Genomic DNA, 26,990 nt, shown 5'->3' on the forward strand with positions numbered 1-26,990 from the left:
CATGGGCGCGGGGGTTGCAAAACGTAGTTCTGGCGGGTCGCGGCGCAGACGCGGGGGTGCTTCGCGCCATACCGCGATGAGCGAGATCAATGTCACACCGATGGTGGACGTGATGCTGGTGTTGTTGGTGATTTTCATGGTGGCTGCACCGATGATGACGGTGGGTGTGCCGCTGGAGCTGCCGAAAACGGCGGCCAAGGCGGTTCCGACCGAGGCAGAAGTGCCGCTGACAGTGTCGATCCAAGCCGATGGCAAGGTGGCGCTGATGAATTCCGAAGTGCCCGCCGATCAACTGGTGGCGCGTCTTCAGGCGATCGCGAAAGAGCGCGACAGCAACAAGATCTTCCTGCGTGCAGATGGCAAGATCGCCTATTCGAAAGTGGTCGAGGTGATGGGGGCGCTCAACGGGGCGGGTTTCTCGAATATCACATTGGTCACCGATGCCGGGGGGCCGCAGATGGCGGCACCTGCCGGGAATTGAGCCCAGGGGGCACATTTCAATGAACCGGGCGGACAAGATCGGCTATGGTGTTTCGGCGGCGCTCCATGCGGGGGTGATCCTTTGGGCTATCGTGGGCGGGGCTTTGTTTAAGCCCAAGCCCAACGAGCCCACGGTGATCAGTCAGGTCGCGGTGATGTCGCAGCAGGATTTCAACGCAATGATGGCGTCCGCGCCCAAGGATGCGCCCCAGCCCACGCCCGATCCGCAAGCGCCCATCGCGCCCAAAACGCCCGATGCCGCGACGCCGCCCGACACGCCCGCACCCGATGTGCAGGCGAAACCCGAACCCACGCCCAAACCCGTGCCCGCGCCCAAACCCGATGCGCAGCCCGATGTCAGCGCGCTGACCGAGCCGCCCGCGCCCACCGATGTTGCGCAGACGCCGCCGGTGATGGCGCCGCCTGTCGAGGTGCCGTCAGACACGCTCTCGCCCAAGATTTCGCCGCAGCCCAAGCCCAAGGACGTGCCGCGCGTGGCCCCCACACCGACGCCACCACCGCCGCCGGAAGCGAAGGTGGCCGAGACCGCGAAGCCTCAGGAAACGCCCGATCCCACGGCCAAGCCCGTGCCGGTTCCGCCCAAGCCTAAACAATCCGAGGCCCCGCCCGAGGCGACCACGGAAATCGTGACCGAAGCGACGAAAACCGACACCGCGCCCGAGACCTCGGCGCCGCTGTCGTCACCGCGTCCGGCCAGCAAACCCAAACCGCCCGCGCCGACACAAACGGCTGCGGCGGACACGCCAGCCAAGCCTGATACGCCCAGCAAACCGGAAGCAGCCAAACCGGCACCGGCCAAACCAGCGCCGGAAGCACCCCCGAAAAAGGCCGATTCAAACGCGGCGGTGACGGATGCGCTGGCAGCGGCACTGGGCGGTGAAGGCACGGGCGGAACCGGTCAGGCCCCGGTGGGTCCGCCGATTACGGCGGGCGAGAAAGACGCGCTGATCGTGGATGTGAAACAGTGCTGGAACGTCGGCGCGCTCAGTTCGGATGCGCTGCGCACAACGGTCACGCTGTCGGTCGAGATGCGCCCCGATGGCCACCCGATCATCAGCTCGATCAAGCTGGTGGATTCGGCGGGCGGCACGGGGGCCGCAGTCGATCAGGCGTTCGAGGCGGGCAAGCGCGCGATTGTGCGCTGTGGCTCGGATGGTTTCCCGCTCCCGTCTGACAAATATGCACAATGGAAGACGATCGAAATTGATTTCAATCCCGAGAAGATGAGGATGAAATGAGCGTTGATCGGCGAATTTCCGCGTGCTGTCATGGGCTTGTGATGCGGGATGAGGCAAATATCCGTTACAACTCGGGGCAAGCCTCGAGGAAAGGGAGTGTAAAATGATGCGTTTCGTTCTGGCCATGCTGGTGGCGCTGTTCGCAGGCTCGTTTGGTGCGCTCGCGCAAGACCAAGCGCCGCTGCATATCACGATCACCGATGGTGTGATCGAGCCGCTTCCCTTTGCGATTGCGGGGTTCATCCCGGAAACACCCGACGCCACGGATGTCGCAGCCCAGCTAACGCAGGTTGTGTCGAGTGATCTCACTGGCACAGGCCTGTTCCGCGAGATTGCGAAATCCGCCTATATTCAGAACATCACCAATTTCGACACGCCCGTGAACTACTCCGACTGGCAGGCGATCAATGCGCAGGCGCTGGTTGTTGGCTCGGTCGCGATGTCGGGCGGCAAGGTCGTGGTGAAGTTCCGCCTGTTTGATGTGTTCTCGGGCCAGCAGATGGGCGAGGGCCAGCAGCTTGCGGCCTCGCCGGGCAGCTGGCGCAGGCTCGCGCATAAGGTTTCCGATGTGATCTATTCGCGCATCACTGGCGAGGGGCCGTATTTCGACAGTCGCGTGGTATTCGTCTCGGAAACCGGGCCGAAAAATGCGCGCCAAAAGCGGCTTGCGGTGATGGATTACGATGGCGCGAATGTCACCTATCTGACCGATGCTTCGACGATCGTGCTGGCGCCGCGCTTTTCGCGCGATGGCACCCGGGTGCTTTACACCACGTTTGAAACAGGCTTCCCGCGTATCAAGATGCTCGATGTGGCGACGGCTAGCGCGCGGCTTTTGCCCGATGTGCCCGGCACGATGACCTTTGCGCCGCGCTTTTCGCCCGATGGCAATAAGGTGGTCTATTCGCTGGAGCAGAACGGCAATACCGACCTATGGATGATGGATATCGCCAGCGGTCAGACGCAGCGTCTGACCACGAGCCCCTCAATCGAGACCTCGCCGTCGTTTTCCCCCGATGGTTCGCGGATCGTATTTGAAAGCGACCGCTCGGGCACGCAGCAGTTGTATATCATGTCAGCCGGTGGTGGTGATGCGACCCGGATCAGCTTTGGCGATGGGCGCTATTCAACACCCGTGTGGTCACCGCGCGGCGATATGATTGCCTTCACCAAGCAAAATAGCGGGCGTTTCCACATTGGCGTGATGCGCACCGATGGCTCTGAGGAGCGTCTGCTGACCTCGAGTTTCCTTGACGAAGGCCCGACCTGGTCGCCTAATGGCCGTGTCATCATGTTCACCCGCGAAACGCCTGGCGCACAAGGCGAAGCGGCGCTCTATTCGGTCGATATTTCCGGTCGCAACCTCAAGAAAGTGCCCACTCCGGGGCCTGCATCTGACCCGGCTTGGTCGCCGCTGCTACCGTAAAGCGCGAATTCACAAACCAACAGTTAACTGATAAACTCGCCTCAAAAGGGCAGATCAACAAAAAGGCGGAGATCATGAATTTTGCAACGAAGGCGGCGCTGGCCGTCGCAATCCTTGGCCTCGCGGCCTGTTCGAACCCCGACAAATACGGCTCGGGCGCAACCGGACCGGGCGGCACGTTGGGGCCGGCCGGCGCAGGGATCACCCAAGGCGGCATCAATGACCCGAACTCGCCCGCGTATTTCAGCCAGACGATTGGTGACATGGTGCATTTCTCGGTCGACCAATCGACGCTGAGCGACACCGCACGCGGCATCCTCACCCAGCAGGCAAGCTGGCTGGTCAGCCATCCCAGCTATACCGCGATCATCGAAGGTCATGCTGACGAACAGGGCACGCGCGAATACAACCTTGCACTGGGCGCCCGCCGGGCCAATGCCGCGCAGGAATTTTTGGTCAGCCAAGGCGTTGCCGGCAATCGTTTGCGCACGGTGTCTTATGGTAAAGAACGCCCGCTCGCGATCTGCTCGACCGAAGAATGCTATGCCAAGAACCGGCGCGCGGTCACTGTGATCTCGCAATCGGCAGCGGGGAGCTAAGGCGCTATGCTGCGGGCTTTGACATTGAGTGCGGCGCTTTTGATAAGCGCCGCCATCCCGGGGTTCGCGCAAGATGCGAACCGTGCTCAGACATTGGCTGACATCAAGACGCAACTGGGCCAGTTGCAGAGCGAGATCGACGGTCTGCGCCAACAGCTCAAATCCTCGGGTGCGGCGGGTCTGCAACAAGCCGGGGGATCGTCCGCGCTAGAGCGGATGGATTCGATGGAGCTGTCGCTGAGCCATCTGACGGATCGTGTCGAAGAAACGGAAAACAAGATCAACCGCGTGGTGGCCGATGGCACGAACCGGGTGGGCGATCTGGAATACCGCGTCTGCGAAATGGAAGAGCGCTGCGATATCTCGACCTTGGGCAAGACCAAACCCCTCGGGGGCGGGTCTGGCGATAGCACTGCGGTCAATTCGGTAACCGCTCCTGCGCCCGATAGCGCGCCTGCGGGCCCTGATCTTGCGATCAACGAGAAATCGGATTTCGAGGCTGGGAAAAAGGCCTATGACGCGGGCGATTACGCCTCGGCTGCTGACCTGTTGGAGACGTTCAAGGAAACCTATCCCGGTTCACCCTTGATGGGCGATGCGCTGTATTATCGTGGGGATGCGCTCTCGAAAGAAGGCGATACCGCCAATGCGGCGCGGGCTTGGTTGGCCGGATTCTCGGCGGACCCCAGTGGCAAGCGCGCGGGCGATAACCTGTTGTCGCTGGGCAAGGCGCTGGGTAAATTGGGGCAGACTTCCGAGGCTTGCACGACGTTGGCTCAAGTCGGCGCACGCTTCTCCGGCTCGTCGGCCGCCATGGAGGCGCAAACCGCGCGGCAATCGCTGGGGTGCCAGTGACGAAACTCGCGACGCTTGCGACAACGGCATTTGACCCCGATGCGCCCCGGCGTGTCGGGGTTGCTGTTTCTGGCGGTTCGGATTCGATGGCCACATTGCATCTTTTGGCTCCGCTATATGACGTGCATGCAGTCACCGTCGATCATGGGCTGCGCCCCGAGGCCGCTGCTGAGGCAGAGTTTGTCGCGGCAGCCTGCGCGCGGCTGGGCGTGCCTCATGTAGTGCTGCACTGGGCCGGTGCAGAGGCCACGGGCAATCTAATGGATGCAGCGCGCCGGGCGCGAATGCGACTAATTGGTGCTTGGGCGCGCGAGCAGGGGTTGGACCATGTTGCGCTGGGCCATACGGCGGATGATCAGGCCGAGACATTTCTGATGCGACTGGCGCGCGAGGCCGGGCTTGAGGGGCTGTCGGGGATGCGGCGCAGCTATCTGGAAGAGGGCGTGCGCTGGCATCGCCCGCTTCTGGACGTAACGCGGGCCGAACTGCGTAGCTATCTGCGACAGGCGGGTGTGTCTTGGGTTGATGATCCTTCCAACAGCGATCCACGGTTTGAGCGCGTGCGGGCGCGCATGGCGCTGGCAGGGCTGTCTGATATCGGGATCACGCCCGACGGACTTGCGAGGGTCGTGGGCCATCTCGCGCAGGCGCGCGCGGCGCTTGATGCGGTCCTGGAGCCCTTCGTTGCCGAACATGTTGTGCAAGACCCCGGCGCGCTGCGCATCGACAAGGCGGCCTTTGCACAGGGATTGCCGCCGGAGTTGCAGCGGCGGTTCCTCAATGCTGCGCTGATCTGGGTTTCGGGGGCGCAATATCCGCCGCGCGCCGCCAAGCTGGAGCGGTTCTTGCACGATCTGGCGCCCTGCACGCTGCATGGCTGCCACATCACCCAAGATGAGCGTCAGTTAATTGTGTCGCGCGAACTCAAGGCGGTGGCAGATCTGCGCGTGCCGATTGATGAATCTTGGGACAACTGGCGGCTTGAGGGGCCGGGCGCGACATATGCGCCGGGTCTCGAAATTGCCGCTTTGGGGGCGCAAGGGCTATGTGATTGTGTGAATTGGCGCGCAACCGGTCTGCCGCGCGAGACAGTTTTGGCCTCTCCCGCCGTTTGGGCGCAAGAAAAGCTTGTGGCCGCCCCTATTGCGGGGTTTGAAAACGGCTGGAAAGCGCGTAAGGAAGCGGGCAGTTTCGCCACGACGATATTCAGGCGTTGAACCCTGCGCCACAATACCTATTTTCACAGGGTAGACGTGGCGGCCGAGGGTCAGCCGCCTTGGACGATTGGAGGATATCCCTTGGGTAATGCACGTAATCTGGCCTTCTGGGCAGTGCTGTTCCTGTTGATTTTGGCCTTGTTCAACCTCTTTGGGGATGGGCAATCGAGCATAAACTCAAGTCAGGCCACCTATTCCGAGTTTATCGACGCGGTTAACAAGGGTGAGGTGAAAACCGTTCAGCTCGATGGCGAGAATGTGCGCTATCAACTTGCGGATGGTTCGAATTTTTCGACCGTCAAGCCGATGACGGACCCGATCGCTGAAAAGCTGATCGAGAAAAACGTCTCGGTGCGTGTCATCAAACAACAGCAGTCGGGCTTTATGTCGCTGCTGGGTGTGTGGCTTCCCTTCCTCGTGCTGATCGGGATCTGGATTTTCTTCATGAACCGGATGCAGGGCGGCGGCAAAGGCGGCGCGATGGGCTTTGGCAAATCCAAGGCCAAGCTGCTGACCGAAAAGCAGGGCCGCGTGACCTTTGACGATGTCGCGGGCATCGACGAGGCCAAGGAAGAGCTTGAAGAAATCGTCGAATTCCTACGCAACCCGCAGAAATTCAGCCGCCTTGGCGGTAAAATTCCCAAAGGCGCGCTGCTGGTTGGCCCTCCGGGCACCGGTAAAACGCTGCTCGCACGTGCTATCGCAGGTGAGGCGGGTGTGCCCTTCTTCACCATCTCGGGCTCTGACTTCGTGGAAATGTTCGTCGGCGTTGGTGCAAGCCGTGTGCGCGACATGTTCGAGCAAGCCAAGAAAAATGCCCCCTGTATCGTCTTCATCGACGAAATCGACGCCGTGGGCCGGGCCCGTGGTGTCGGCATCGGCGGCGGCAATGACGAGCGCGAGCAGACGCTCAACCAGTTGCTGGTCGAGATGGACGGCTTTGAGGCCAATGAGGGCATCATCATCATCGCGGCGACCAACCGCAAAGACGTGCTTGACCCCGCGCTGCTGCGTCCGGGCCGCTTTGACCGTCAGATCCACGTCCCCAATCCCGACATCAAGGGCCGCGAAAAGATCCTTAGCGTGCACGCGCGCAAGGTTCCTGTTGGTCCCGATGTCGATCTGCGCACCATTGCGCGGGGCACGCCGGGCTTTTCCGGTGCCGATCTGATGAACCTCGTGAACGAGGCGGCGCTGATGGCGGCGCGCGTCGGGCGGCGGTTCGTGGCGATGGAAGATTTTGAGAACGCCAAAGACAAGGTGATGATGGGGGTCGAGCGCCGTTCGATGGTGCTGACGCCCGAGCAAAAGGAAATGACCGCCTATCACGAGGCTGGCCACGCCGTTGTCGGTATGAGCCTGCCGAAATGTGACCCTGTCTATAAGGCGACGATCATTCCGCGCGGTCAGGCCTTGGGCATGGTGGTGTCTCTGCCCGAGATCGACAAGCTCAACTACCACAAGGACGAAGCCAAGCAGAAGATCGCCATGACCATGGCGGGCAAGGCGGCTGAAATCCTGAAATGGGGCGAAGAGCATGTCTCGAACGGTCCCGCAGGCGATATCATGCAGGCCAGCGCGATTGCGCGGGCGATGGTGATGCGTTGGGGCATGTCGGATAAGGTCGGCAATATCGATTATGCCGAGGCGCATGAGGGCTATCAAGGCAACACCGCCGGGTTCTCGGTTTCGACCAAGACCAAGGAGCTGATCGAGGAAGAGGTCCGCGATCTGATCGAACAGGGCTATCTGGAAGCGCGCCGTATCCTGACCGAAAAGCAGGAAGACTGGGAGCGTTTGGCCCAAGGTCTGCTGGAATATGAAACACTGACCGGTGATGAGATCAAAAAGGTCATGTCCGGTGAGGCGCTGGGTGGCGACGACAATGACACGCCCTCGGGCAATCTTCCGTCGGTGACATCGCTGCCCAAGACCAAATCCAAAAAGGACGCGGGTAACAAAGAGGGCGACGCTTCGCCCGAGCCTTCGGCCTGATCCAGGAGCGGCATATGTGATGGCACGCCAACTAGGCGGTCCTGACTGGGATCCTGAAAGCTACAGTCGCTTTCGCAATATTCGACTACGGCCCGCGCTGGATCTTCTGGCGCGGGTTCCCGCATTGCCCGAGCGCGGCAAGGTCGTTGATCTTGGGTGCGGCAATGGCGCCGTTGCCGAGGCGCTGTCCAACCACTTTCCCAAGCACAAACTTGTCGGCGTCGATCGCTCGCAATCAATGTTGGAACACGCCGCGGCGACCGGGGCCTATCGGCGCTGCGATCAGGCCGATATCGCGGATTGGACGCCCAACAAACCGCCCGCGCTGATCTTTTCCAACGCCGCACTGCACTGGCTGCCCGATCACGCCACGCTGATGCCGCGATTGGCGCGCGCGTTGCGTCCCGGTGGTGTTTTGGCGGTGCAAATGCCCGCCCAGCACCGTGCGCCCTCGCATCGTATCCTGCGCGAACTGGCGCAAGAGATGTTCCCGGATCGGTTTGATTTCACGGGTTGGGTGGCTCCGGTTGCCGCGACGCTTGATTATGCCCGGATGCTGCGCGGCCTTGGCGCGATCGATTTGTGGAGCAGCGAATATCTGCACGAACTCGCGCCCGCCTCTGATGGGCATCCGGTACGGTTGTTCACGCAATCTACCGCGATGCGCCCCTTCCTGCAGCAGTTGAGTGACACTGAGCGTGCCGCGTTCATCGAGCGCTATGAAACGGCACTGGCTACGGTTTATCCTTTGCAAAACGATGGCTCGGTCTTCTTTCCGTTCCGTCGGTTGTTTCTTGTGCTGCAAAAGGACGCTTGATGGCCGCGCTCAAACCCACGAACTATCAGGGCGATGTCGTTTGGCTTGGCCGAGTGACGCAAGAGGGCGCCTTGCCATCCGCGCCCGTTGAAGCGTTGGAATTCACCTTTGACGGCCCGGTGGGCGAGGTGCATGGCGGGCGCACGCGCCCCTCGTGTTCGCGCGTGAGCGATCAGCACGCCAAAGGGACCGAGATCGCCAATGTGCGGCAAATGACGATCTTGTCGGCCGAGGAGCTGGCCGAAACCGCCTTTGCGATGGGCATCCCCGAGATCCTGCCGGAATGGATTGGTGCCAGCATTGTGCTGCGCGGCTTGCCCGATCTGACCCACATTCCGCCCTCGTCGCGGTTACAGTCCGAGACCGGGTTGACGCTGGTGGTGGATATGGAAAACCGCCCCTGCGTGCTGCCGGGCAAGGTGATTGAGCAGCATCACCCCGAAAAAGGGGCGCGCTATAAACCTGCGGCCCAAGGGCGGCGCGGTGTGACCGCTTGGGTGGAACGCCCCGGTCGTTTGGTGATTGGCGATACGTTGCGTTTGCATATTCCCGATCAGCGCCCATGGGAGCTGATCAAGGACGTGCGCGGCTAAATCGCGCAGGGCGGTTTCGCCCCCATCCGCGTCGATTTCTGGTCTTTCGCTTTGGATGCAGCGGGTTAGTCTGTGACTCAGGAGGAACCTCATGCCCACAGATATCGAGATTGCCCGCGCAGTCCCTTTGCGCCCGATGCCCGAGATTGCCGCAAAGCTGGAAATTCCCGAAGACGCGTTGATCCCCTATGGCTGTGATAAGGCCAAAATCGACGCGGCCTTTATCGCAGGTCTCAACGGTCGCGAGAATGGCCACCTGATCCTTGTCACCGCGATTTCCCCGACGCCGGCGGGTGAAGGTAAGACCACTACCACGGTGGGTTTGGGCGACGGGTTGTCGCGCCTCGGAAAACGCGCGGCGATCTGCATTCGCGAGGCCAGCTTGGGGCCGAATTTCGGGATGAAAGGCGGCGCTGCGGGCGGAGGCCATGCGCAAATCGTGCCGATGGAGGCGATGAACCTGCATTTCACCGGCGATTTCCACGCGATCACCTCGGCGCATAATCTGCTGGCGGCGATGATCGACAATCACATCTATTGGGGCAACAGCCTAGAGATCGACGAACGCCGGGTGACGTGGAAGCGCGTGGTCGACATGAATGACCGCGCCTTGCGCGATATCGTGGTCAGCCTTGGTGGCGTCAAGAACGGCTTTCCGCGCCAAAGCGGGTTTGACATCACGGTCGCCTCCGAGGTGATGGCTTGCCTGTGTCTCAGCCGCGATCTGACCGAGCTGGAGGACCGGCTGAGCCGCATCATTGTGGCCTATCGCCGCGACCGCAGCCCCGTCACCTGTGCCGATATCGGGGCGCAAGGCGCGATGGTGGTGCTGCTCAAGGACGCGCTGCAACCCAATCTTGTGCAGACGCTTGAGGGCACGCCCGCCTTTGTGCATGGCGGGCCGTTTGCCAATATCGCGCATGGCTGCAACTCGGTGATCGCCACGCAAACCGCGTTGAAGCTGGCCGATTATGTCGTGACTGAGGCCGGGTTTGGCGCCGATCTGGGGGCCGAGAAGTTCTTCGACATCAAATGCCGCAAGGCAGGGCTTGCGCCCTCAGCGGCGGTGCTTGTGGCGACGGTGCGCGCGCTCAAGATGAATGGCGGAGTCGCGAAATCTGATCTCGGGGCTGAAAACGTGGCGGCGGTGCAAAAGGGCTGCGCCAATCTTGACCGTCACATCGCCAATACCAAGGCGTTCGGCGTGCCGGTGGTCGTCGCGATTAACCATTTTACCACCGATACCGAAGCAGAGATCGAGGCAATTCGCCAAGCAGCGCGCGCGCAGGGCGTCGAGGCGGTGCTGTGTACCCATTGGGCCGAAGGTGGGGCGGGCACCCTGGAACTGGCGCAAAAGGTCGCCAATCTATGTGAGGGGCCATCCAGTTTCGCGCCGCTCTATCCCGACGAGATGGGGCTGTTTGACAAGATCGACACCATCGCGCGGCGGATCTATCACGCGGGCGAGGTGATCGCGGATAAAACCATCCGCGCCCAGCTGCGCGAATACGAGGCGGCGGGGTATGGCGATTTGCCGATCTGCATGGCCAAGACGCAATATTCCTTTAGCTCCGACCCCCAGCTTTTGGGCGCGCCCGAGGGCCACACCCTGCCGATCCGCGAAGTGCGACTGTCGGCGGGGGCGGGGTTTGTCGTGGTGATCTGCGGCGAGATCATGACGATGCCGGGCTTGCCACGACATCCGGCGGCGGAAAAGATCGGGCTGGACGGGGACGGCCAGATCACGGGCTTGTTCTGAGCAAGTCTTGAGCTTGCCTGCACAAACTGCGATAGGAAGGCGCAATTATCTGCGGGGGCCGTGCCGATGAAATCCGCTTCACAGCTGCATACGATGGAAGAGCTTCGCGTTGAAATCGACGCGCTGGATGGCGAGCTGGTCGCGATGCTAGCCGCGCGCAGCCGCCTGATCGACCGCGCCGCAGAGATCAAGCAGGGCAATGGCTGGCCCGCGCGAATCCCCGACCGGGTTGAGGATGTGGTGCAAAAAGTGCGCGCCAGGGCCGAAGCTGCCGGGCTGAATCCGGATCTGGCCGAGCGACTTTGGCGCGAAATGATGGAACATTTCATCGCACAGGAAGAACTGGTTCTGGGCAAAGGGGATCGCACATGAGCGCCAAGATTATCGACGGGAAAGCCTTTGCAGCCACGGTGCGCGAAAAGGTAGCGGGCCATGTCAGCCGCCTGCGCGAGGTGCATGGCATCGTGCCGGGGCTGGCCGTGGTGCTGGTGGGCGATGATCCGGCCTCGGAAGTTTATGTGCGCAACAAGGGCAAACAGACGCTGGAAGTCGGGATGAACTCCTATGAGCACAAGCTGCCCGAGGACACGCCCGAGGCCGATTTGCTGGCGCTAGTGGCGCGGCTTAACGCAGATCCGGCGGTGCATGGCATCCTGGTGCAGCTGCCTCTGCCCGATCATATCGACGAGGAAAAAGTGATCAATTCGGTCACGCCGAGCAAGGATGTGGACGGGTTTCATATCCTCAATGTCGGGTTGCTGGCGACGGGCCAGAAGGCGATGGTGCCCTGCACGCCGCTCGGTTGTCTGATGATGCTGCGCGACCATCACGGCAGCCTGTCGGGGCTGAATGCGGTTGTGGTTGGGCGCTCGAACATCGTGGGCAAGCCGATGGCGCAGCTACTGCTGCGCGATAGCTGCACCGTAACAATCGCCCATTCGCGCACCAAGGATCTGGCCGAGGTTTGCCGTGGCGCGGATATTCTGGTCGCTGCCGTCGGGCGGGCGCAGATGATCCCGGGCGATTGGGTGAAACCCGGCGCGACGGTGATCGACGTGGGGATCAATCGCATCCCGGCCCCCGAAAAGGGCGAGGGCAAAAGTCGTCTGGTGGGCGATGTCGATTTCGACAGCGCCGTGCAGGTCGCCGGTGCGATCACGCCGGTCCCCGGTGGCGTCGGACCAATGACCATCGCCTGCCTGCTGGCTAACACGATCACCGCCTGTTGTCGTGCGCATGATCTGCCAGAACCCTCTGGATTGACCGCGTAATCCCGAAGAAAGATTGCGCGCGCCAGATATTATGCGCTATCCGCTTGCCGCAAGGTAAGTGGGTGGGGTCGATCAATGTCGAAATTCCTAGCGCTCTATCGCCGTGTGATCTGGTTTCCCGCGCTTGGCGTGATTTGGGGCGTGGCCTCGCTGTTTGGCATCATCGCCGGGCCCTTCGGGTCTGCCATCGGGATGAGCTTGGGGGCGCGCGCCCTGTTTTGGCCGTTGGTGATTGGTGCGGGCATTTTGATCGGGACTGCGGTGCAGATACTCCTGCACCACAGGCTGGGGCAGCGCGCGCCTTGGCGTGAGGCATCGGTGCTTGCTGCGCTTGTCGCCTTGATCCTGTCTTGGCCGATCTACTGGCTGACGGTGAAGCTGGCGCATGATCCTGAACCACCCGGCGTCGGCGTTCCCCGCATGGCGGGCGCAATTTTTGGTCTGTCGATCGCGACTTCGGTTCTGCGCTATTGGATTGCCCCCAAGCGCGTGCGCCCGCCTTCGAAAACGCCAGCGATTGCGCGCCTCGTGATGCGGCTAGAGCCGGGGCTGCGCAGCCCCTTGGTTCGGCTGGCGGTGCGCGATCACTATGTGGATGTCGTCACGCAAACCGGTGCGGCGAGCGTTTTGATGCGCCTTGCCGATGCGATTGCCGAGACTGAGGGAACGCCCGGATTGCAAGTGCATCGCGCGCATTGGGTGGCGCTGGCGGCGGTGCGGGGGCAGTTGCGCGAAAACGGCAAGCTGTTCTTGAAAATGGCGGATGGCGCGCTGGTTCCGGTCTCGCGCACCTATCAGGGGGCGGTCGAGGCGGCAGGATTTCCCGCCGCCTGATACCTTAGTGAATGATGGCGCCGTCTTTGACGAACATGTTGTCCCACGCGCGATCAATCAGTTCGGGCGTCATCTGATTGGGGATGCCCTCAAACTCACAGATCGAGATCATCTGGTCGATCAGGAAGATCGGCTGATAGTTGGCGTAGATATTTTCGATGGTCGGGTATTTCACCTTGAGAAGGTGAACCAGCGCCTTCTCATCCAAGGGGACTTTACGTTTCTTCGCAACCAGTTGGAAGATTTTGAGGAAATCAGACTGGTTCGGCCCGTCAATCTTGATCTTGAAGAAGATCCGGCGCAGAGCCGCTTTATCGAAGATCTCGTTGGGGTGGAAGTTGGTCGAGAAAATCACCAGCGTATCGAAGGGGACCTCGAATTTTTCACCCGATTGCAGCGATAGGATGTCGCGGTTTTCTTCCAGCGGAACGATCCAACGGTTGACCAGTTTCTGCGGCGGCTCGGCTTGGCGCCCAAGGTCATCCACGATGAACACCCCGCCCGAAGCCTTAAGCTGTAGCGGCGCGGTATAGGTGCGCGCGGTGGCGTTGTATTTCAGATCCAGCATATCGAGCGACAATTCACCGCCGGTGATGACCGTCGGGCGCTCGCAATAGACGTAGCGGGTGTCAAACTGCATCCCACGCTTGCGCAATGCAGTCGGGTCGTCTTGGGGCAGGGCGGCTGCGGTGTGCACGATCGGGTCGAAGACCGTAATCACCTGCCCAGCATATTCGATCGCGCGCGGGATGTAGATCTGATCGCCGATCGCATCGCGAATACCGTTCGAGATAGAGGATTTACCGTTGCCGGGGGGACCATACATCAGCACCGAACGCCCTGACGATACCGCCGGGCCAAGCTGCCCGATCAGATCGGGCGGCAGCACCAGATGGCCCATCGCGCCGGTCAGCTGTTGGCGCGTGAGTTGGATGTTGCGGATCGACTGACGGCTCACTTGTTCACGGTACATCTCAAGCGGCACCGGTGCCGCGCCATAATATTCCGACTGCGACAGCGCATCGAGCGCGCGCGCCTTGCCGGTATCGGACAGCTGAAAATTCATCTCACCGGTCGAATTGGCGTGCAATGTGCCCATTGCCTCGACCAAAGCCTGTTTGCGGCAAATGTCGATCAGCTCCTGAACCAGCGTGATCGGCAGGCAGATTTGTTCCGACAGGCCGTTGGCCGAGCCCACATTGGTTCGAAACATCGTCTTGAGCAGCAGATCGCGCAACATCACGGTCTTGAGCCCGGTTTCCGCCAAGCTGCGCGGAGGGAGCGGTGCGATGCCACTTCCGGCCATCATATTCATCGGTTCGTTCCTTATTGCTGCGCGCTGCCGGTTTCGTGACCGGGCCTTGATTATTTTCCTGTGTGAGCGCCATTGGCGGGCCGCAATTGGCCACTATTGGGATTCACAGCTGCAGTATGCAGGGCTATTGTGGCCAAAAATGGGAAAAAACGCGGAAGAGGCGGATATGCGGGACGAAAAAGAAACAGGGGCGAAACCCGCCCGTTTGATTGCTGTGGCCGCGATACTCGCCTTTGTCATGGCGGCGGCGCCGTTTCTGAAGGGCGCGCTGATCATCGGCAAGCATGAAGGGGACACGCTCCATCTGGCCGATATCGTGTTGCGCATGGCCGATTATGGGCAATTGCCGCATCTGGATTTCATGACGCCGCTGGGGATTTTGTCGGTCTTGCCGATCGTGCTGTTCGTCAAGGCGGGTTTCGGGTTTGGCATGGCTTTCGCGGCGGCGCAGGCGCTTGTGGCTGTGCTGCTGTTCGGGCCGATCTTGCGCGTTGCACTGACGCGCTTTGCGGGTTGGACGGCTTGGGCCTATACGGGGTTCGTGATTTCGATGATCCTCGCGCTGGTGCACGGCGAGGCGATTTCTGCGCTGTCTATCTCAATGCATTACAATCGCTGGGCTTGGGCGCTGGCCTATATTGCGCTGCCGCTTGCGATGCTGGAGCCGCGGGGCGCGCGTCGCCCTTGGCTTGACGGGGCGCTGATTGGGCTGGCCTTTGCGATCATGCTGACGGTCAAGATCACCTATGCCGTGGCGTTTTTCCCAGCGGTCGTGTTGGCGCTTTTGCTGCGACGCGACTTCAAAGCGATTCTGGCGGCGCTGATCTTTGGTCTGGCGGTCATGGCCGTGATGACGGGGTGGCTGGGCGTGGCATATTGGCAGGCCTATTTGCGTGACCTTCTTGCGGTTGCCAATTCCAGCACACGCTCAGCGCCGGGGCTGCCGTTGCCGGATGTGATCGCCTCGCCCGCGTATCTGGGGGGATCTATGGCATTGCTGGCCACGGTGATCTTCTTGCGCCAATCGGGGCGCATGACCGAAGGTCTGGTGCTATTGCTTCTGGCGCCAGCCTTCGCTTACGTCACCTATCAGAACTTTGGCAATGATCCGAAATGGCTGGTTCTATCGGGCTTGGTGGCGCTTAGCCTTCGCCCGACCAATACCATCACCAACAGTTTTGGCTGGCCGCTGCGCCAAGCCTTGTTGATCTGTGGTGTGATCATGCTGGCTTTGAGCTTGCCATCCGTTCTCAATATGGCGTGGAGCCCGCTGCGCCTGTTAGCCGATAATCGGCCCGATCAGGTGCCGCTTTTGTCGCGATCCAAGCAGGGCAAAGACGTTCTGATCACGGCCGCGCGCATGTATCGCGTCGTGACCACGCAGCCTGCAGATGGCCCAGGTCAACCCTATGCTGCCTTTGCGGATCGTTACGACATGAGCAGTGACGAGAAGAAAGAGGGCGGAAATTCGGATTCGGAGCCGTTCAAACTGAATGGTGAGGCGCTGCCAATCTGCGAGATGACGACTGGCTACAACGCATTGTTCGAGACGATTGCGGACGATCTGATGCAGCAAGGTCTCAAGGGCAAAAGTGTGCTGGTGGCTGATCTGTTCTCGTCACTCTGGCTCTATGGCGATTTCAAACCCGTCGAGGGGGGCGCGCCTTGGTATTACTCGGGAACGCCGGGATTGGCGCATGCTGATTATGTGCTGGTGCCGCTCTGCCCAACAAATGACATTCGCCGCAATGATATTATGAAAGCAGCCCTGAAAGCGGGATGGCAATTCGACGAGGTGGCACGCAGCCCGATCTATCTGCTGTTCAAGCCAGTGCCACCCAAGTCGTAATCGCCGCGCTTAGCCTGAGATTGCGAGGATCAGCAAATAGGCCCAAAGCGTGCCAACCAAGGCCAAACCCATCGGAAAATCCTTGCGTGTCCAGCTCACCCAATCGGGGGCCATGGCGCGCAAGGCAGGGATGGAGCGCGCTATCCGATGGGCGGTGAACGCCGCCAGCAAGAAGGCGGTCAACAACATCACCATCAGCATGATGTGATCCGAGTTGGTCGAGAAATAGGGCGCAGCGGCGGCGGCGAATTTTGCATCCCCCGCGCCGAAATGCGCGATCTGGTTGAGGATATACCCCAGCGCAAAGATCGCCAGCGCGTTCACCCAGCGCCAAGCGTACAGGTCGAAAGGCATCAAAATCGGCCCTGCAACCGCGAAAACCGCCAAAAGCGCATAGACCGCATTGTTGCGAATCTTCATGTACTTCAAGTCGGTAAAGACCACCCATGCGCATATCGGGGTGATCAATACCAGAAACGCAAGCGCCGCTTGCGACTGAGCCAGATGGAGCATGCGCTTAGCCTCTGATCGTGCCCGGTGCGCCCTGATCAAGTGCCTTCAGCGCCCGGTCAGCTTCCGCAAAATATTGGGGATTGGTGTCAATGGCGTCTTGCAACAGCGTCTTGCCCATCGTCACATCGCCCCGCTTCACGGCGGCAAGCCCGGCGGTATACAGCAGATGCGCGCGCTCAGATTGCGTCATCTCGATCACGGGAAGCTCATATTTGCCTTGGCTGGCGCGCGCCAGAACCAAGTTGTTTTTGGTGGTGAAGCGATTGGGGTCGTAGGTCAGCGCCTCTTTGAACAGCTTTTCTGCCCCCTTGGCATCGCCCCGTGTCAGCTTGGAAAAGCCCCAGTTATTGTAGATGCCCGAGGGTTTTGTCGTTAGCCCAGCCGCGGTCTCATAAAAGCTGTCGGCTTTTTTCCATTGCTTTTCACTATCGGCCACCATCGCTTCAAGACGATAGCGATCAAAAGTTTCGACCGTCGGCGGGACCGTGTCGAGCGTCGTTTTCGCGCCCGACCAGTCATTGGCGCGGATCTGGGCATCGGCGAGCATCACTTTGTCTTCGTCCGTGGCGCCGGGCATCGTCAGAATATATTGCCAGACTTTCACCGCTTGATCGGGCTTGTCCGCACGCACCAGCGATTTCGCTAGCCCGCGACGAATGTCGATCCGATCGGGGCTTTCCTTGGCGGTGCGAGCAAAGTAGTTAACCGCCTCGTTGGGGTCTGCCACGGTCAGCATGATGTTTGAGAGGTTGGTCTCATCAACGGCGTTCACGCTTTTCATGGCGCGGGCGACTTCTGCATCGCTGCTATTGCCCATGCAGCCGGAAAGAGTCGTGATAGCGCAGCCCGCAAGGGCTGCCAGAAATACGGGATGGCGCATGTTTGTGCGTCCTTTTTGCTCGAGCCTCAGTGCTTCGTCAGCAAAAGATAATCACCTACCCCACGTCTGACGAGCTTGAACTGTTCATCCTGAGGCGGAGCGTAACTCGGTTTTTGAATTTTTGCGAGCGCGAGGCGCAGGTTTTGCCGGATCGCGTCCGATTGGCCACTGTCCAGCGCGTAGGCGGTGTGAAAGACCCGCGCGGCCTCGGCATATTTGCCCCGGTTCATCAGCACGACCCCGAGATTGTTCCAGGCGGGGACAAAGGTCTGGTCGCTTTCCGTGGCGCGGCGCAACATCTGTTCGGCCTGATTGAGCCGACCCAGTTTCAGATCTGCCGAGCCAATCGCGGAGAGCACATCGACCGTCGCCCCCTGTTCGGCGGCCGCGCGATAATAGGCGCGTAACGCGAGCTCATATTCGCCCGCCGCCATCAGGCGATGCCCAACCGTGAGACCGTCCACGGCCTCGGCCCCCGGTTTCGAACCTGGTGCGAAGGGGCCGTCTTTTTCACCCGAAAGGCCGCCCGTAGAACAGGCGGCCAGTGCGAGAACCAAGAATGCGGCAAAAGCGGCGCCGCGCGGCCTTAAAATCATGCGTTTACATGCCCATTTTCGCGAAGTTCTGCATCATACCATAGACCGATGGGCCGACAAGGATGATCAGAAGTGGCGGAACGGTGAACATCATGGTGCCCAGTGTCATTTTGGTGGGGATCTTGTTTGCCGCCTCTTCGGCGCGCATCACCCGCTTGTCGCGCATATCGGCCGAATAAAGCCGCAAAGCCTCGGCAATAGAGGTGCCAAATTGCTGCGACTGGATCATCACCGTAACAAAGCTCGCAATATCGGACACACCCGAACGCTCGCCAAAACGGCGCAAAACATCGGTTTTATCCAAGCCTGCTTTGATCTCATGGGCGACCATCGCGAATTCCTCGGCCATCGCCGGGTAGGATTTCTTCAGCTCTTTGGACACCCGAATGATCCCCTGATCAAGCGATTGCCCCGCTTCAACGCAGACCAAGAGCATATCAAGCGAATCCGGAAACCCGTTCTGGATTTCAGCGGTGCGGGCCTCCACGCGTTTATCCACCCAGTATTTGGGCGCGTAATAGCCCACGGCACCGGGCAGCAAAATCGCAACGATCGTCATGGTCGAGGTCAACCCTTGCTCGCTCGAGGAGTTGGCGATCACCACATAAAGCACGCCCAATGCGAGCAAAATCAGACCGGCAGCAAACTGCGCTGCGTGGAAATTTCGCACCGCGTCGGGGCCGCGATAGCCCGCGCGTTGCATCCATTTCTTCGACTCCGTCAATTCCTCGGCGTTTTGGGGCTCGAGGAACGACGCGTATTTGTCGAGCTTGTCCGAGCCCGTTTGGCGAAGCTTTTGATCCCCGCTTGCCGCGCCATTTCTCCCGGAACGAGCGCTCGCAGAGGTGCGGCTTGAACGCAGCTTTTCATAGGGGTCCTCGCGTTTTTTCAACAATGCGGGGAGGGCGGCCAGCACAAGCAATGCGGCAACGCCGACAAGGGCGATCATGGGCCCCATCGGGCCGAGCATGTTCACGAGTGAAGTGTTGATGGCAGCGAAATCCATGAGATGCCTCTCAGACCTTGATTGTGGTCATGATCTTCATAAAGAGCACATTTGCCCCCAGAAGAACGAAAACGATAATGGCGGTGGGGATGAAAGCTGATGTGTCTTTCACTTCATCGTAATAGTGCGGTGAGGCAACCTGAATGATCACCATGATCACGACAGGGAAGGCCGAAAGAAACACTCCGGACCAGCGCGGTTCCGCAGTAATCGCACTCACGCGGCGCATCAGTTTGAAACGCGAACGAATGACTTTGGACAGACCGTCAAGCACCTCGGCAAGGTTCCCCCCCGAGCTTTGCTGGATCGACACGGCCACCGCAAGAAAGCGCAAATCCTGCATATCCAGACGCTCGGCCATTTCCGAGATCGCCTCGGCAATGTTGCGCCCGTAAGCCGCCTCATCGGCGATGATGCCGAATTCGGTTCCCATCGGGTCAGGAATCTCGCGTGCGACGGCTTGGATCGCCGAGGCTAGCGGGTGCCCAACACGCAAGCTGCGCACCATCAGTTCGACCGCGTCGGGAAGCTGCTCTTCGCACAGCGCCATGCGTTTCTTGGCTTTTGAATGCACCCAGAAATAGACCCCGCCCACACCCATGCCAAAGGACAGGGCGACGCGGATATAGATGCCGGCATTCGAAGCAATGGACAGCGCACCAAAGGCAAGGAACGTCGCCCCGACCATGATCCCGATCAGCGCTTTGGGCGAGAACGCAATATTGGCCTTTTGCGCCTTGGTCGCGAGGATCGAATAGAATGGAATGGATTTCGCGCTGAGGTGTTGGGTCGCCTCCTTGCGCAGCCGCTCAAGCACTTCATCGCGCCGTTCGCCCTTTTCGAGCATCTCCAAGCGGCGGTTGACCCGATTGTTCAGCGAGATTGATTTGCCGAAGACCAGCAAATACAGACCTTCGACCAAAAGCAGCACAGCGACGAAGATCAGCAAATAGATGATAGGCGTGATGGAAATCATCGTGACACTCCTCAGTCCTGAACGGGTTCGTAGATCGAGGCAGGCAAGTCATAGCCCCACTGCTTGAAGCGGTCTGAGTAGTGCGAGCGCACGCCGGTCGGGGTGAACCGCCCGATGATTTTGCCATCCGGGGCGAGGCCGAGGCGCTCGTAGCGGAAGACTTCCTGCATCGAGATGACATCACCTTCCATGCCGGTCACTTCGGTGATCGAGACCATCCGACGCGAGCCGTCTTGCAGACGCGAGGCCTGTACGATCAGGTTTACAGCCGACGCGATCTGGCTGCGCATTGCCTTCATCGGCATCTCGATGCCCGACATTGCGATCATGTTTTCCAGACGGGACACGCCATCGCGCGCAGAGTTCGCGTGGATCGTGGTCATCGAACCGTCGTGGCCGGTGTTCATGGCCTGCAACATGTCGATGACTTCCTCGCCACGCGTTTCGCCCACGATGATCCGGTCCGGACGCATCCGCAGTGCGTTGCGCAGACAGTCACGCTGGGTGACCGCCCCTTTGCCCTCGACGTTGGGCGGACGGCTTTCCATCCGTCCCACATGGATCTGTTGCAGCTGAAGTTCCGCCGTGTCTTCGATTGTCAGAATGCGCTCAGAATTGTCGATGAAAGACGACAGCGCGTTCAGCGTCGTCGTTTTCCCCGAACCCGTACCACCTGAAACGATGACGTTCAGGCGCGTCGAGACGGCAGCCTGAAGATAGGCGGCCATTTCTTCGGTAAAGGCACCAAATTTCACCAGATCGTCGATCGCCAGCTTGTCTTTTTTGAACTTACGAATCGACACCAGCGAGCCGTCCACCGCAACCGGAGGCACCATCGCGTTGAAACGCGAGCCATCGGCAAGACGGGCGTCAACATACGGGTTGGATTCGTCCACACGCCGCCCCACCGCCGACACGATCTTGTCGATGATGCGCAGCAGATGCGTCTCGTCTTTGAAGGTGATCTCGCTGAGTTCTAGCTTACCGTTGCGTTCGACGAAGATTTGCTGGGGGCCATTGACCAGAATATCGTTGACCGTCTCGTCTTTCAAAAGTGGCTCAAGCGGACCAAGGCCCATCACCTCGTCATACAGCTCTTGATGGAGCAATTGGCGATCTTGCGAGTTCAGCGCGACCGACATTTCGATCATCGCCTCAGAGGTGATGTCTGCAATCTCAGCTTTGAGATCCATTTCGGAGGCGTGCTCAAGCGCGGCAAGGTTCAGGTTCTCAAGAAGACGCTTGTGCATCTCGACCTTGAGTTCCTGCATCCGCAGCTTGCGCTTTTTCTCTTTGTCCACGGTCGCTGCGGGTGCCGCGGCCTTGGCCACCGGCAGCGGCTTGCGCACCGAGGGTTTGACGGGCGCGGCATCGGCGCTCGCCATTGGCGGGGGCGTCATTGCCTTGGTCGCCGCATCTTTTTTGTAGCGTGAGAACATGTCACCCGCTCCTTTCTATCGAGCCGCGGCTTCTGCGGCTTCGCCAAGCGCGACGAGCGAGCCTGCGAGTTTCTGAATTTCTTTGCGCAGCGGGCATTTCGGCGCTGACAGCGCAAGCGGGAGGCCGTGGTCATTGGCCTGGGTAATCGCCTTGCCGCCGTCGGACAGTTGCAACTCGATCGAAATATCAAGGCTCTCGGCGAGGCGTTTCACGCGGGCCTTGCCGTTGAGATCGGTGAATTTCGGCGTCCGGTTCAGCACATAGCGCAGCTTTTCAGTGGGCAGCCCTTCGGCCTTGAGCGCGCGCAAAAGACGCAGCGCGTTTTGCGCCGAGCGCATGTCCAACTCGAGCAGAGCGAAATAAAGCTGTGCCTTGTTGATCACCGTCTCGGTCCAGCTGACGACGGTCGAGGGCATGTCGATAATGACAAAATCGAACTGCGCGCGCGCAGCTTCGATCAGGCGTTCGACATCCTCGCCATTGATCAAATCCAGCGGCAACATATCGGTCGGCGCGGTCAGCACATGGAGTTTGTCGTTATAGGCCAGCAATGCCTGACGGAAGCTGTCCGCATCCATATTGTCGGTATCGCTGAGCAATTCGTAAACCACTTCGCGCTGCGGCAAATCAAGATATGTCGCGGTTGCGCCGTATTGCAGGTCAAGATCCAGCAAGCAGACACGCGGTGATGGGTTGGTGGCCTTCTTGTTGCCGTCGTGGACCGTTGCCATTTCCCAGGCAAGGTTCACCGCAAACGTACTTGCACCGACGCCGCCGGACAGACCATGCACAGGCAGAACCACACCATCGCGGCCGCGACCACTTTGGTAGGCGGGGCTTGCGGCTTGGGGAGGAAGAGCGGGAATGTCGCTGTCGCCCAGGCGCTCGATCGCGTCATGCAGCGCGCCTTCGGGAAGCGGGTAGGGAACGAAATCATCTGCGCCAAGGCGCAACAACTGGTGCAGAGCGATCGGGCTGACTTCCTCGGCGATCAAGATCACGCGGATGCCATTCTCTTTCGCGGTGATGATGATCCCGGAAATCTTCGCCAGCTCATCTTCATCATCGCCATCAACAGCGATTGCGATGAATTCAAGATGCTCTGCATCGGGTTGACCCAAGAAAATCACCGCTTCGTCAAAGCTGAGATCCCCCCAGTTTTCGCCGAGCTCGGTTTCCATATCCTCGATCAGAAGATCGAAGTTCGCGACATCACGCGAAACCGTGCAGGCCTGAATCGGCGCTGGCTCCGGAGTCATCATAGCTGCTGCACTCATTGCCTCTGTCCTTTGCTCAGCGGGCTTACGATGTCGGGGTCGTTTCTGCCCCGTGCTTCATCGCCAAACCCGGCACGACTCGTGCCACGCCTTTTCTGCTGAGGACTAATCTGTTGCCCAATCTTGGCGAGATTGGGGCCAGACTGTTTCAATTGTGGGATTTTGCGCGACTATAATGAAGAAAGGCGAGCTTTGTTGCCAAGCTCGCCTCTCCAGTCATGTTGATTGTTCTCAAATTGCGATCAGCCGCCGCCGCCAGCGCCAGGAGATGCGGTATTAACCTTGGTGATCGGCACGACCGAGGCCGACCGGATGTATTCGCGATAGACCACTTCGGCATATTTGCCATCCATCGGGATCGGTTTGCCGCCACTGACAAATCCCGACACCTCGGTAACGGTGCGGCGATTTTGCTCGTTCGGGGCAGGGGTGTAGACCAACGGCTGTGTCTCGCCGAAGGACACCACAGCCTCAAGGCGGCGGCGCGAGATGCCCTGTGCCTCTAGGAAACTCACCACCGCACGCGCCCTGCGTAGGCCGAGCGCCTTGTTATATGCGTTCGAGCCGACGAGATCGGTATGCCCGTAGACGCGGAAGCGCACTTCGGGGAACTGTTTGATCCAATCGGCCTGTTGCAGCAGAATTTGGCGCGCCTGCGGTTCCAGCACGGAAGAGTTGAAAGCGAAATGCACCGTATTGGGCACATCAGCTGCAAATTTCCGCGTCAGATTGATCGCATAAGACTGATCGCCTGTCATCATCGCGAGGTTTTGGTTCGTCGCCGATCCAAAGCCGCCGCGCTTTGGATCAAGATCCGAGCCGGCCTCTGAGTTCAGGATTCGCGTTCCTTCCGAACAAGCGGCCAATGCCAGACCTGCCGTCAGAATGAGCGCCATGTTGCGCATCGTATGCCAGAGCCTGTTCATCACTTACTCCATCACATAACCATAGGAGCCGGAAAAGTCTTGCTTGGCAACTTCTGCCGCCGGCCCTTTGGTTGGCTTGCGGTTCTTGCCTTGCACCTTTCCGTAAAGGAACAGTTCCGATTCTGTCGGCGGCTTTACCCGATCGGTCGGCAAGGCAAGCGCCTGACCTTTGATGGGCGACACCAGATGCGGCGTCACGATGATCACAAGCTCGGATTGCTTGCGCTGATACTCGGCCGAGCGGAACAGCGCGCCCAAGATCGGAACATCGCCAAGCCATGGGATTTGCCCGTTGAGATCGGTGAAGTCGTCTTGCAGCAATCCGGCAATCGCGAAGCTTTCGCCATCGCGCATTTCAACCGTGGTCGACGTCGAGCGCTTTTTGAAGGCGTTGACGCTGAACCCGCCCTGAGTCATCGAAACCGAAGTATCGATGGCCGATACCGAAGCTGCAATCTCAAGGTTGATGATGTCGCCATCGACAACGCGCGGGGTGAAAGCCAGTTCAACGCCGAAGGGCTTATATTGCACCGAAACCGTATTGTCGTTCACGACCGGGATCGGATATTCGCCACCTGCGAGGAAATCGGCCTGTTGACCCGATAGCGCAGTCAGATTCGGCTCAGCCAAAGTGCGCACGACACCTTTGGATTCCAGCGCCTCTAGAAGCACTGCGAATTCCAGATTGCCAGCGGTAAAGCCCATCCCGATTGCCCCGGTTTTGTCGCTGGAGATCGGAAGGGTTCCGTTGTCAAACGCGTTGCCGATGGCGCCGCTTTGAGTGAAGTTGCCAGTGCCGCCAATCGTCCCAACAGCGCCGCTGCCACCGCCGACAATGCCGCGAACGGCAAGCGAAGAGGACAGGTTCTTGGCCACGGAGCGCTGCATTTCTGCAAAGCGAACCTTCAGCATGACCTGTTGCGTGCCTGAAACCGAAAGCAGATTCGACACCCGGTCCGGTGCATAGCGTTTTGCCAGATCCAGCGCCCGGTCAAGCTTTTGCGCCGAAGACACGGTGCCCGACAGGACGATCCCGTCATTGGCCGTGCGCACGTCGATATTCTCACCCGGCAAAATTTGTTTCAGGCGCTCTTTGAACTCTGCGATGTCCGGGGTGACCTGAACATCTACGTTTGAGATCAGTTTGCCACCCTCACCGAGGATCGTCATCGTCGTGCGCCCAGGCAGTTTTCCCAGCACATAAATCGATTTGTCTGAAAGCGTTTGGACATCTGCGATGCCGGGGTTGGCGATCGACAGCTCCGAGAAGGGGACATCGCTTTCGACGACCACCGCACGGTTCATCGGCACATTCAACGGTGCCTGAGTTGTTCCCGACATAATTTTCAGTGTATCCGCCTGCACGTACGGCACGACACTAAACCCAATAGCCGTAGCTAATAAGCAAGCCTTAATAAGCGTTCTCAATTCCATTGTGACCCTGCCTCTCCGATCACGCCACGTCACAGGTCTTAACGCCCGCTTTGGGACTGTTTTGTCCATTATTAATGGGAACAATGCCGCAATCCTGTTTTTATTGCAAGAATCAAAGCTTTGAGCGGCATTCTTGATGTGGGGAAACTGCCACATATACGAAGCGAGGCCGCAGTGGGCCTCGCTCAACCCTCTGAATTGAGGCATTTTGTCAGTTTGTGCAGGGGATCTCGGTTTCGACGACGTCACTCCCCTTACGGGTCTTGATCGTGCAAACCTTCTTGGCGACCACCTTCTCAACTTGCTTTTCCTGGATGCCCAAGAGTTGGTTGCGATCAATCTCGATCTTGCCGACTTGCTTGGTGTCCAGCGCGCCGACGAGCGACAGTGTCAGGCTTCCGGTGGACTGCGCCAAGGTCAGAGCGGCGACCTGCTCGGGGCTGACTTCTGCGGTGACGGTGCGCGCAATTTGCGTTTCTGCGGTGCGATCTGCATCCGCGCTTTGGTCGATGGCGATCAGTTTCAGTCTTGGCTGGATCAGCTTGGTGACGGGCTCGCCGTTGATATTGCCTGACCAGTAGACATCCACCCGGTCGCCCGGACGCAAGAACCCTGAAACACCAGTCGAGACATTCACCTGAATGGTGAAAGCGCGCTGGTTGGGGGCCAGATTGGCCATGATACCCGCGTCAACGCCCGGTTCTGTGACCTTTTTCGCCAACAAGGGTTCAAATGGCTCAATCGAGCGCAGCATGGCCCTTGGGCGGGTCTCTCCCTCAAGGAACACGGCAGTTTTCGCTTCGGGGGTTCCTTGCTTGGCAACGATGCGCTGAAAGGCGCCAGGCGGCACGGCATCGGCCTCCACCTTGACGACGGCCAGATCCTCTTGCGTGAAGCGCGCGCCGTATTTCAGTTCCCTCTTAGAAACCACGACATCCGCAAGGCGCGGGAATTTTTTCTGCAGCTCGGCGTAATGGTCACGCTCGGCCTGGAACTGTGCGATTTGGCCTTGCGCCATGTAAACCGCTACCACGGCAAGGCCGATGCCTGCGGCGAGGAACAGAGCGAAGATCATACGCATTGTTCTACCCTTTCGTATTCAAACCGGAGACAATCCCCGGCATTCATCCATTATTATGCACGCGATCATGGCGAGATCATGGCCGAGCCAAGACTGCGTCGTGGCGAACAGTCAAAATCCGTGCGGCGTTTAGAACGAGCTGGTATTGATGCTACGCTCGCCAATAAAGGTAGCGATGTTGCCTGCTGCGGTGCCGGTCTTGCTCCAAATCACCACGCCGACCAGCATTCCGAGGGAAACGATCGCGGCGGTTAAAACCACCCAATCCACCGTAACGGCACCATCTTCGCCGCGCAGGAAAACCCGGAATTTGCTCAAAAGGGTCTTGTTCATTTTTCTAGTCCTTCTCGTCGTTTCCGGCCGCTTTTCTGGCGCGTTCCACCCTTTTTGACCTAACGTCATGGCGAAAATTTGGCCGCTTCTGGCGCAATCTATGTTTTCTGCGATCCGCAACTTAAAAAGCCGCCCCAGAGGAGCGGCTTTGTTGCGCTGCAAGGCGTCGCCCTGGAAGCGCTGATTATTTCGCGAAGTCGGTCGAGATCGAAGCCGAGCCGAGATAGTCGCCGATGCTCGAAGTCAGAACGCCGGTCTT

26 protein-coding genes are annotated in these 26,990 nt (G+C 59.6%); 14 read left to right on the forward strand and 12 right to left on the reverse strand.

Features of this window, described 5'->3' with window-relative positions; translation table 11 throughout:
* The first annotated feature begins 1 nt into the window (after window position 1).
* The 13 genes from tolR (at window position 2) to AB4874_RS08270 (ending at window position 13,105) form a co-directional block, all read left to right on the forward strand.
* A complete protein-coding gene (tolR, locus tag AB4874_RS08210; RefSeq protein ID WP_295531925.1) occupies window positions 2-481 on the forward strand; it encodes a protein TolR in 480 nt (159 codons plus the stop codon).
* Between the two features lie 19 nt (window positions 482-500).
* Entirely contained in the window at window positions 501-1,739 is a 1,239-nt protein-coding gene (tolA, locus tag AB4874_RS08215; RefSeq protein ID WP_368391619.1) for a cell envelope integrity protein TolA, read from the forward strand.
* A 103-nt stretch (window positions 1,740-1,842) separates the two neighbouring features.
* Window positions 1,843-3,165 carry a Tol-Pal system beta propeller repeat protein TolB gene (tolB, locus tag AB4874_RS08220; RefSeq protein WP_295531920.1) on the forward strand — a complete coding sequence of 441 codons (1,323 nt, stop codon included), beginning with the start codon at window positions 1,843-1,845 and terminating at the stop codon, window positions 3,163-3,165.
* A 74-nt stretch (window positions 3,166-3,239) separates the two neighbouring features.
* Window positions 3,240-3,764: a peptidoglycan-associated lipoprotein Pal gene (pal, locus tag AB4874_RS08225; RefSeq protein ID WP_295531917.1), complete on the forward strand. Its 525-nt coding sequence runs from the start codon at window positions 3,240-3,242 to the stop codon at window positions 3,762-3,764.
* Window positions 3,765-3,770: 6 nt separating this feature from the next.
* The gene (ybgF, locus tag AB4874_RS08230; protein WP_368391620.1) at window positions 3,771-4,619 is read left to right on the forward strand and encodes a tol-pal system protein YbgF; all 849 of its coding nucleotides are present in this window, start codon (window positions 3,771-3,773) and stop codon (window positions 4,617-4,619) included.
* Window positions 4,616-5,836 (forward strand): tRNA lysidine(34) synthetase TilS, encoded by a 1,221-nt coding sequence (gene tilS / locus AB4874_RS08235; RefSeq protein WP_368391621.1) that lies wholly within the window; start codon window positions 4,616-4,618, stop codon window positions 5,834-5,836. Before ybgF ends, tilS begins: the two co-directional genes overlap by 4 nt.
* Window positions 5,837-5,917: 81 nt before the next feature.
* Window positions 5,918-7,831 carry an ATP-dependent zinc metalloprotease FtsH gene (gene ftsH / locus AB4874_RS08240; protein WP_368391622.1) on the forward strand — a complete coding sequence of 638 codons (1,914 nt, stop codon included), beginning with the start codon at window positions 5,918-5,920 and terminating at the stop codon, window positions 7,829-7,831.
* A gap of 19 nt (window positions 7,832-7,850) precedes the next feature.
* Window positions 7,851-8,648, forward strand: coding sequence for a methyltransferase domain-containing protein (locus tag AB4874_RS08245; protein ID WP_368391623.1), 798 nt, complete (start codon window positions 7,851-7,853; stop codon window positions 8,646-8,648).
* Window positions 8,648-9,241 carry an MOSC domain-containing protein gene (locus tag AB4874_RS08250; RefSeq protein WP_295531906.1) on the forward strand — a complete coding sequence of 198 codons (594 nt, stop codon included), beginning with the start codon at window positions 8,648-8,650 and terminating at the stop codon, window positions 9,239-9,241. Before AB4874_RS08245 ends, AB4874_RS08250 begins: the two co-directional genes overlap by 1 nt.
* A 91-nt stretch (window positions 9,242-9,332) precedes the next feature.
* A complete protein-coding gene (locus tag AB4874_RS08255) occupies window positions 9,333-11,000 on the forward strand; it encodes a formate--tetrahydrofolate ligase (protein WP_368391624.1) in 1,668 nt (555 codons plus the stop codon).
* Window positions 11,001-11,066: 66 nt separating this feature from the next.
* Complete coding sequence (locus tag AB4874_RS08260; protein WP_295531900.1) at window positions 11,067-11,372, forward strand: chorismate mutase; 306 nt, start codon at window positions 11,067-11,069, stop codon at window positions 11,370-11,372.
* Window positions 11,369-12,271, forward strand: a complete 903-nt coding sequence (gene folD / locus AB4874_RS08265) for a bifunctional methylenetetrahydrofolate dehydrogenase/methenyltetrahydrofolate cyclohydrolase FolD (RefSeq protein WP_295531897.1) — start codon at window positions 11,369-11,371, stop codon at window positions 12,269-12,271. The genes AB4874_RS08260 and folD overlap by 4 nt, the downstream gene beginning before the upstream one ends.
* Window positions 12,272-12,346: 75 nt before the next feature.
* Window positions 12,347-13,105: a LytTR family transcriptional regulator DNA-binding domain-containing protein gene (locus tag AB4874_RS08270; RefSeq protein WP_368391625.1), complete on the forward strand. Its 759-nt coding sequence runs from the start codon at window positions 12,347-12,349 to the stop codon at window positions 13,103-13,105.
* A gap of 4 nt (window positions 13,106-13,109) precedes the next feature.
* Here AB4874_RS08270 and AB4874_RS08275 read toward each other — a convergent pair whose 3' ends face one another.
* A complete protein-coding gene (locus AB4874_RS08275) occupies window positions 13,110-14,420 on the reverse strand; it encodes a DUF8689 domain-containing protein (protein WP_295531891.1) in 1,311 nt (436 codons plus the stop codon).
* A gap of 166 nt (window positions 14,421-14,586) precedes the next feature.
* Here AB4874_RS08275 and AB4874_RS08280 point away from each other — a divergent pair, with 166 nt between their 5' ends.
* Window positions 14,587-16,269, forward strand: a complete 1,683-nt coding sequence (locus tag AB4874_RS08280; protein ID WP_368391626.1) for a glycosyltransferase family 87 protein — start codon at window positions 14,587-14,589, stop codon at window positions 16,267-16,269.
* Between the two features lie 9 nt (window positions 16,270-16,278).
* Here AB4874_RS08280 and AB4874_RS08285 read toward each other — a convergent pair whose 3' ends face one another.
* The 11 genes from AB4874_RS08285 to AB4874_RS20045 all read right to left on the reverse strand — a co-directional run bounded on the left by AB4874_RS08285 (window position 16,279) and on the right by AB4874_RS20045 (window position 26,893).
* Window positions 16,279-16,782, reverse strand: a complete 504-nt coding sequence (locus AB4874_RS08285) for a prepilin peptidase (protein ID WP_368391627.1) — start codon at window positions 16,780-16,782, stop codon at window positions 16,279-16,281.
* Window positions 16,783-16,786: 4 nt separating this feature from the next.
* Window positions 16,787-17,662, reverse strand: coding sequence for a tetratricopeptide repeat protein (locus AB4874_RS08290; RefSeq protein ID WP_295531882.1), 876 nt, complete (start codon window positions 17,660-17,662; stop codon window positions 16,787-16,789).
* A gap of 26 nt (window positions 17,663-17,688) precedes the next feature.
* Window positions 17,689-18,258, reverse strand: a complete 570-nt coding sequence (locus AB4874_RS08295; RefSeq protein ID WP_295531880.1) for a tetratricopeptide repeat protein — start codon at window positions 18,256-18,258, stop codon at window positions 17,689-17,691.
* A gap of 4 nt (window positions 18,259-18,262) precedes the next feature.
* A complete protein-coding gene (locus AB4874_RS08300) occupies window positions 18,263-19,264 on the reverse strand; it encodes a type II secretion system F family protein (RefSeq protein ID WP_368391628.1) in 1,002 nt (333 codons plus the stop codon).
* A 10-nt stretch (window positions 19,265-19,274) separates the two neighbouring features.
* A complete protein-coding gene (locus tag AB4874_RS08305; protein ID WP_295531874.1) occupies window positions 19,275-20,240 on the reverse strand; it encodes a type II secretion system F family protein in 966 nt (321 codons plus the stop codon).
* A gap of 11 nt (window positions 20,241-20,251) precedes the next feature.
* Window positions 20,252-21,679: a TadA family conjugal transfer-associated ATPase gene (locus tag AB4874_RS08310; protein WP_368391629.1), complete on the reverse strand. Its 1,428-nt coding sequence runs from the start codon at window positions 21,677-21,679 to the stop codon at window positions 20,252-20,254.
* A gap of 15 nt (window positions 21,680-21,694) precedes the next feature.
* Window positions 21,695-22,957 carry a CpaE/TadZ family protein gene (locus AB4874_RS08315; protein WP_368391630.1) on the reverse strand — a complete coding sequence of 421 codons (1,263 nt, stop codon included), beginning with the start codon at window positions 22,955-22,957 and terminating at the stop codon, window positions 21,695-21,697.
* Between the two features lie 242 nt (window positions 22,958-23,199).
* The gene (locus tag AB4874_RS08320) at window positions 23,200-23,883 is read right to left on the reverse strand and encodes an OmpA family protein (RefSeq protein ID WP_368391631.1); all 684 of its coding nucleotides are present in this window, start codon (window positions 23,881-23,883) and stop codon (window positions 23,200-23,202) included.
* Window positions 23,884-23,886: 3 nt separating this feature from the next.
* Window positions 23,887-25,317: a type II and III secretion system protein family protein gene (locus AB4874_RS08325; protein ID WP_295532179.1), complete on the reverse strand. Its 1,431-nt coding sequence runs from the start codon at window positions 25,315-25,317 to the stop codon at window positions 23,887-23,889.
* A gap of 211 nt (window positions 25,318-25,528) precedes the next feature.
* Window positions 25,529-26,398 carry a Flp pilus assembly protein CpaB gene (gene cpaB / locus AB4874_RS08330; RefSeq protein ID WP_295531863.1) on the reverse strand — a complete coding sequence of 290 codons (870 nt, stop codon included), beginning with the start codon at window positions 26,396-26,398 and terminating at the stop codon, window positions 25,529-25,531.
* A gap of 129 nt (window positions 26,399-26,527) precedes the next feature.
* On the reverse strand, window positions 26,528-26,893 hold the full coding sequence (locus AB4874_RS20045) for a hypothetical protein (protein WP_438273455.1): 366 nt from the start codon (window positions 26,891-26,893) through the stop codon (window positions 26,528-26,530).
* Window positions 26,894-26,990 lie beyond the last annotated feature (97 nt).

The organism is Thioclava arctica, assembly GCF_040892615.1.
GTDB lineage: Bacteria > Pseudomonadota > Alphaproteobacteria > Rhodobacterales > Rhodobacteraceae > Thioclava > Thioclava arctica.

Bases quoted from the DNA above. Each gene is read 5' to 3' on its own strand.
- AB4874_RS08280 (WP_368391626.1), top strand. From the start codon at position 14,587: ATGCGGGACGAAAAAGAAACAGGGGCGAAACCCGCCCGTTTGATTGCT.
- tolB (WP_295531920.1), top strand. From the start codon at position 1,843: ATGATGCGTTTCGTTCTGGCCATGCTGGTGGCGCTGTTCGCAGGCTCG.
- tolA (WP_368391619.1), top strand. From the start codon at position 501: ATGAACCGGGCGGACAAGATCGGCTATGGTGTTTCGGCGGCGCTCCAT.
- AB4874_RS08305 (WP_295531874.1), bottom strand. From the start codon at position 20,240: ATGATTTCCATCACGCCTATCATCTATTTGCTGATCTTCGTCGCTGTG.
- AB4874_RS08290 (WP_295531882.1), bottom strand. From the start codon at position 17,662: ATGCGCCATCCCGTATTTCTGGCAGCCCTTGCGGGCTGCGCTATCACG.
- cpaB (WP_295531863.1), bottom strand. From the start codon at position 26,398: ATGCGTATGATCTTCGCTCTGTTCCTCGCCGCAGGCATCGGCCTTGCC.
- AB4874_RS08300 (WP_368391628.1), bottom strand. From the start codon at position 19,264: ATGGATTTCGCTGCCATCAACACTTCACTCGTGAACATGCTCGGCCCG.
- AB4874_RS08320 (WP_368391631.1), bottom strand. From the start codon at position 23,883: ATGAACAGGCTCTGGCATACGATGCGCAACATGGCGCTCATTCTGACG.
- AB4874_RS08310 (WP_368391629.1), bottom strand. From the start codon at position 21,679: ATGTTCTCACGCTACAAAAAAGATGCGGCGACCAAGGCAATGACGCCC.
- AB4874_RS08250 (WP_295531906.1), top strand. From the start codon at position 8,648: ATGGCCGCGCTCAAACCCACGAACTATCAGGGCGATGTCGTTTGGCTT.
- AB4874_RS08255 (WP_368391624.1), top strand. From the start codon at position 9,333: ATGCCCACAGATATCGAGATTGCCCGCGCAGTCCCTTTGCGCCCGATG.
- pal (WP_295531917.1), top strand. From the start codon at position 3,240: ATGAATTTTGCAACGAAGGCGGCGCTGGCCGTCGCAATCCTTGGCCTC.
- ybgF (WP_368391620.1), top strand. From the start codon at position 3,771: ATGCTGCGGGCTTTGACATTGAGTGCGGCGCTTTTGATAAGCGCCGCC.
- AB4874_RS08315 (WP_368391630.1), bottom strand. From the start codon at position 22,957: ATGAGTGCAGCAGCTATGATGACTCCGGAGCCAGCGCCGATTCAGGCC.
- AB4874_RS08245 (WP_368391623.1), top strand. From the start codon at position 7,851: ATGGCACGCCAACTAGGCGGTCCTGACTGGGATCCTGAAAGCTACAGT.
- AB4874_RS08285 (WP_368391627.1), bottom strand. From the start codon at position 16,782: ATGCTCCATCTGGCTCAGTCGCAAGCGGCGCTTGCGTTTCTGGTATTG.
- AB4874_RS08260 (WP_295531900.1), top strand. From the start codon at position 11,067: ATGAAATCCGCTTCACAGCTGCATACGATGGAAGAGCTTCGCGTTGAA.
- folD (WP_295531897.1), top strand. From the start codon at position 11,369: ATGAGCGCCAAGATTATCGACGGGAAAGCCTTTGCAGCCACGGTGCGC.
- AB4874_RS08275 (WP_295531891.1), bottom strand. From the start codon at position 14,420: ATGAATATGATGGCCGGAAGTGGCATCGCACCGCTCCCTCCGCGCAGC.
- AB4874_RS08295 (WP_295531880.1), bottom strand. From the start codon at position 18,258: ATGATTTTAAGGCCGCGCGGCGCCGCTTTTGCCGCATTCTTGGTTCTC.
- AB4874_RS08270 (WP_368391625.1), top strand. From the start codon at position 12,347: ATGTCGAAATTCCTAGCGCTCTATCGCCGTGTGATCTGGTTTCCCGCG.
- AB4874_RS08325 (WP_295532179.1), bottom strand. From the start codon at position 25,317: ATGGAATTGAGAACGCTTATTAAGGCTTGCTTATTAGCTACGGCTATT.
- tolR (WP_295531925.1), top strand. From the start codon at position 2: ATGGGCGCGGGGGTTGCAAAACGTAGTTCTGGCGGGTCGCGGCGCAGA.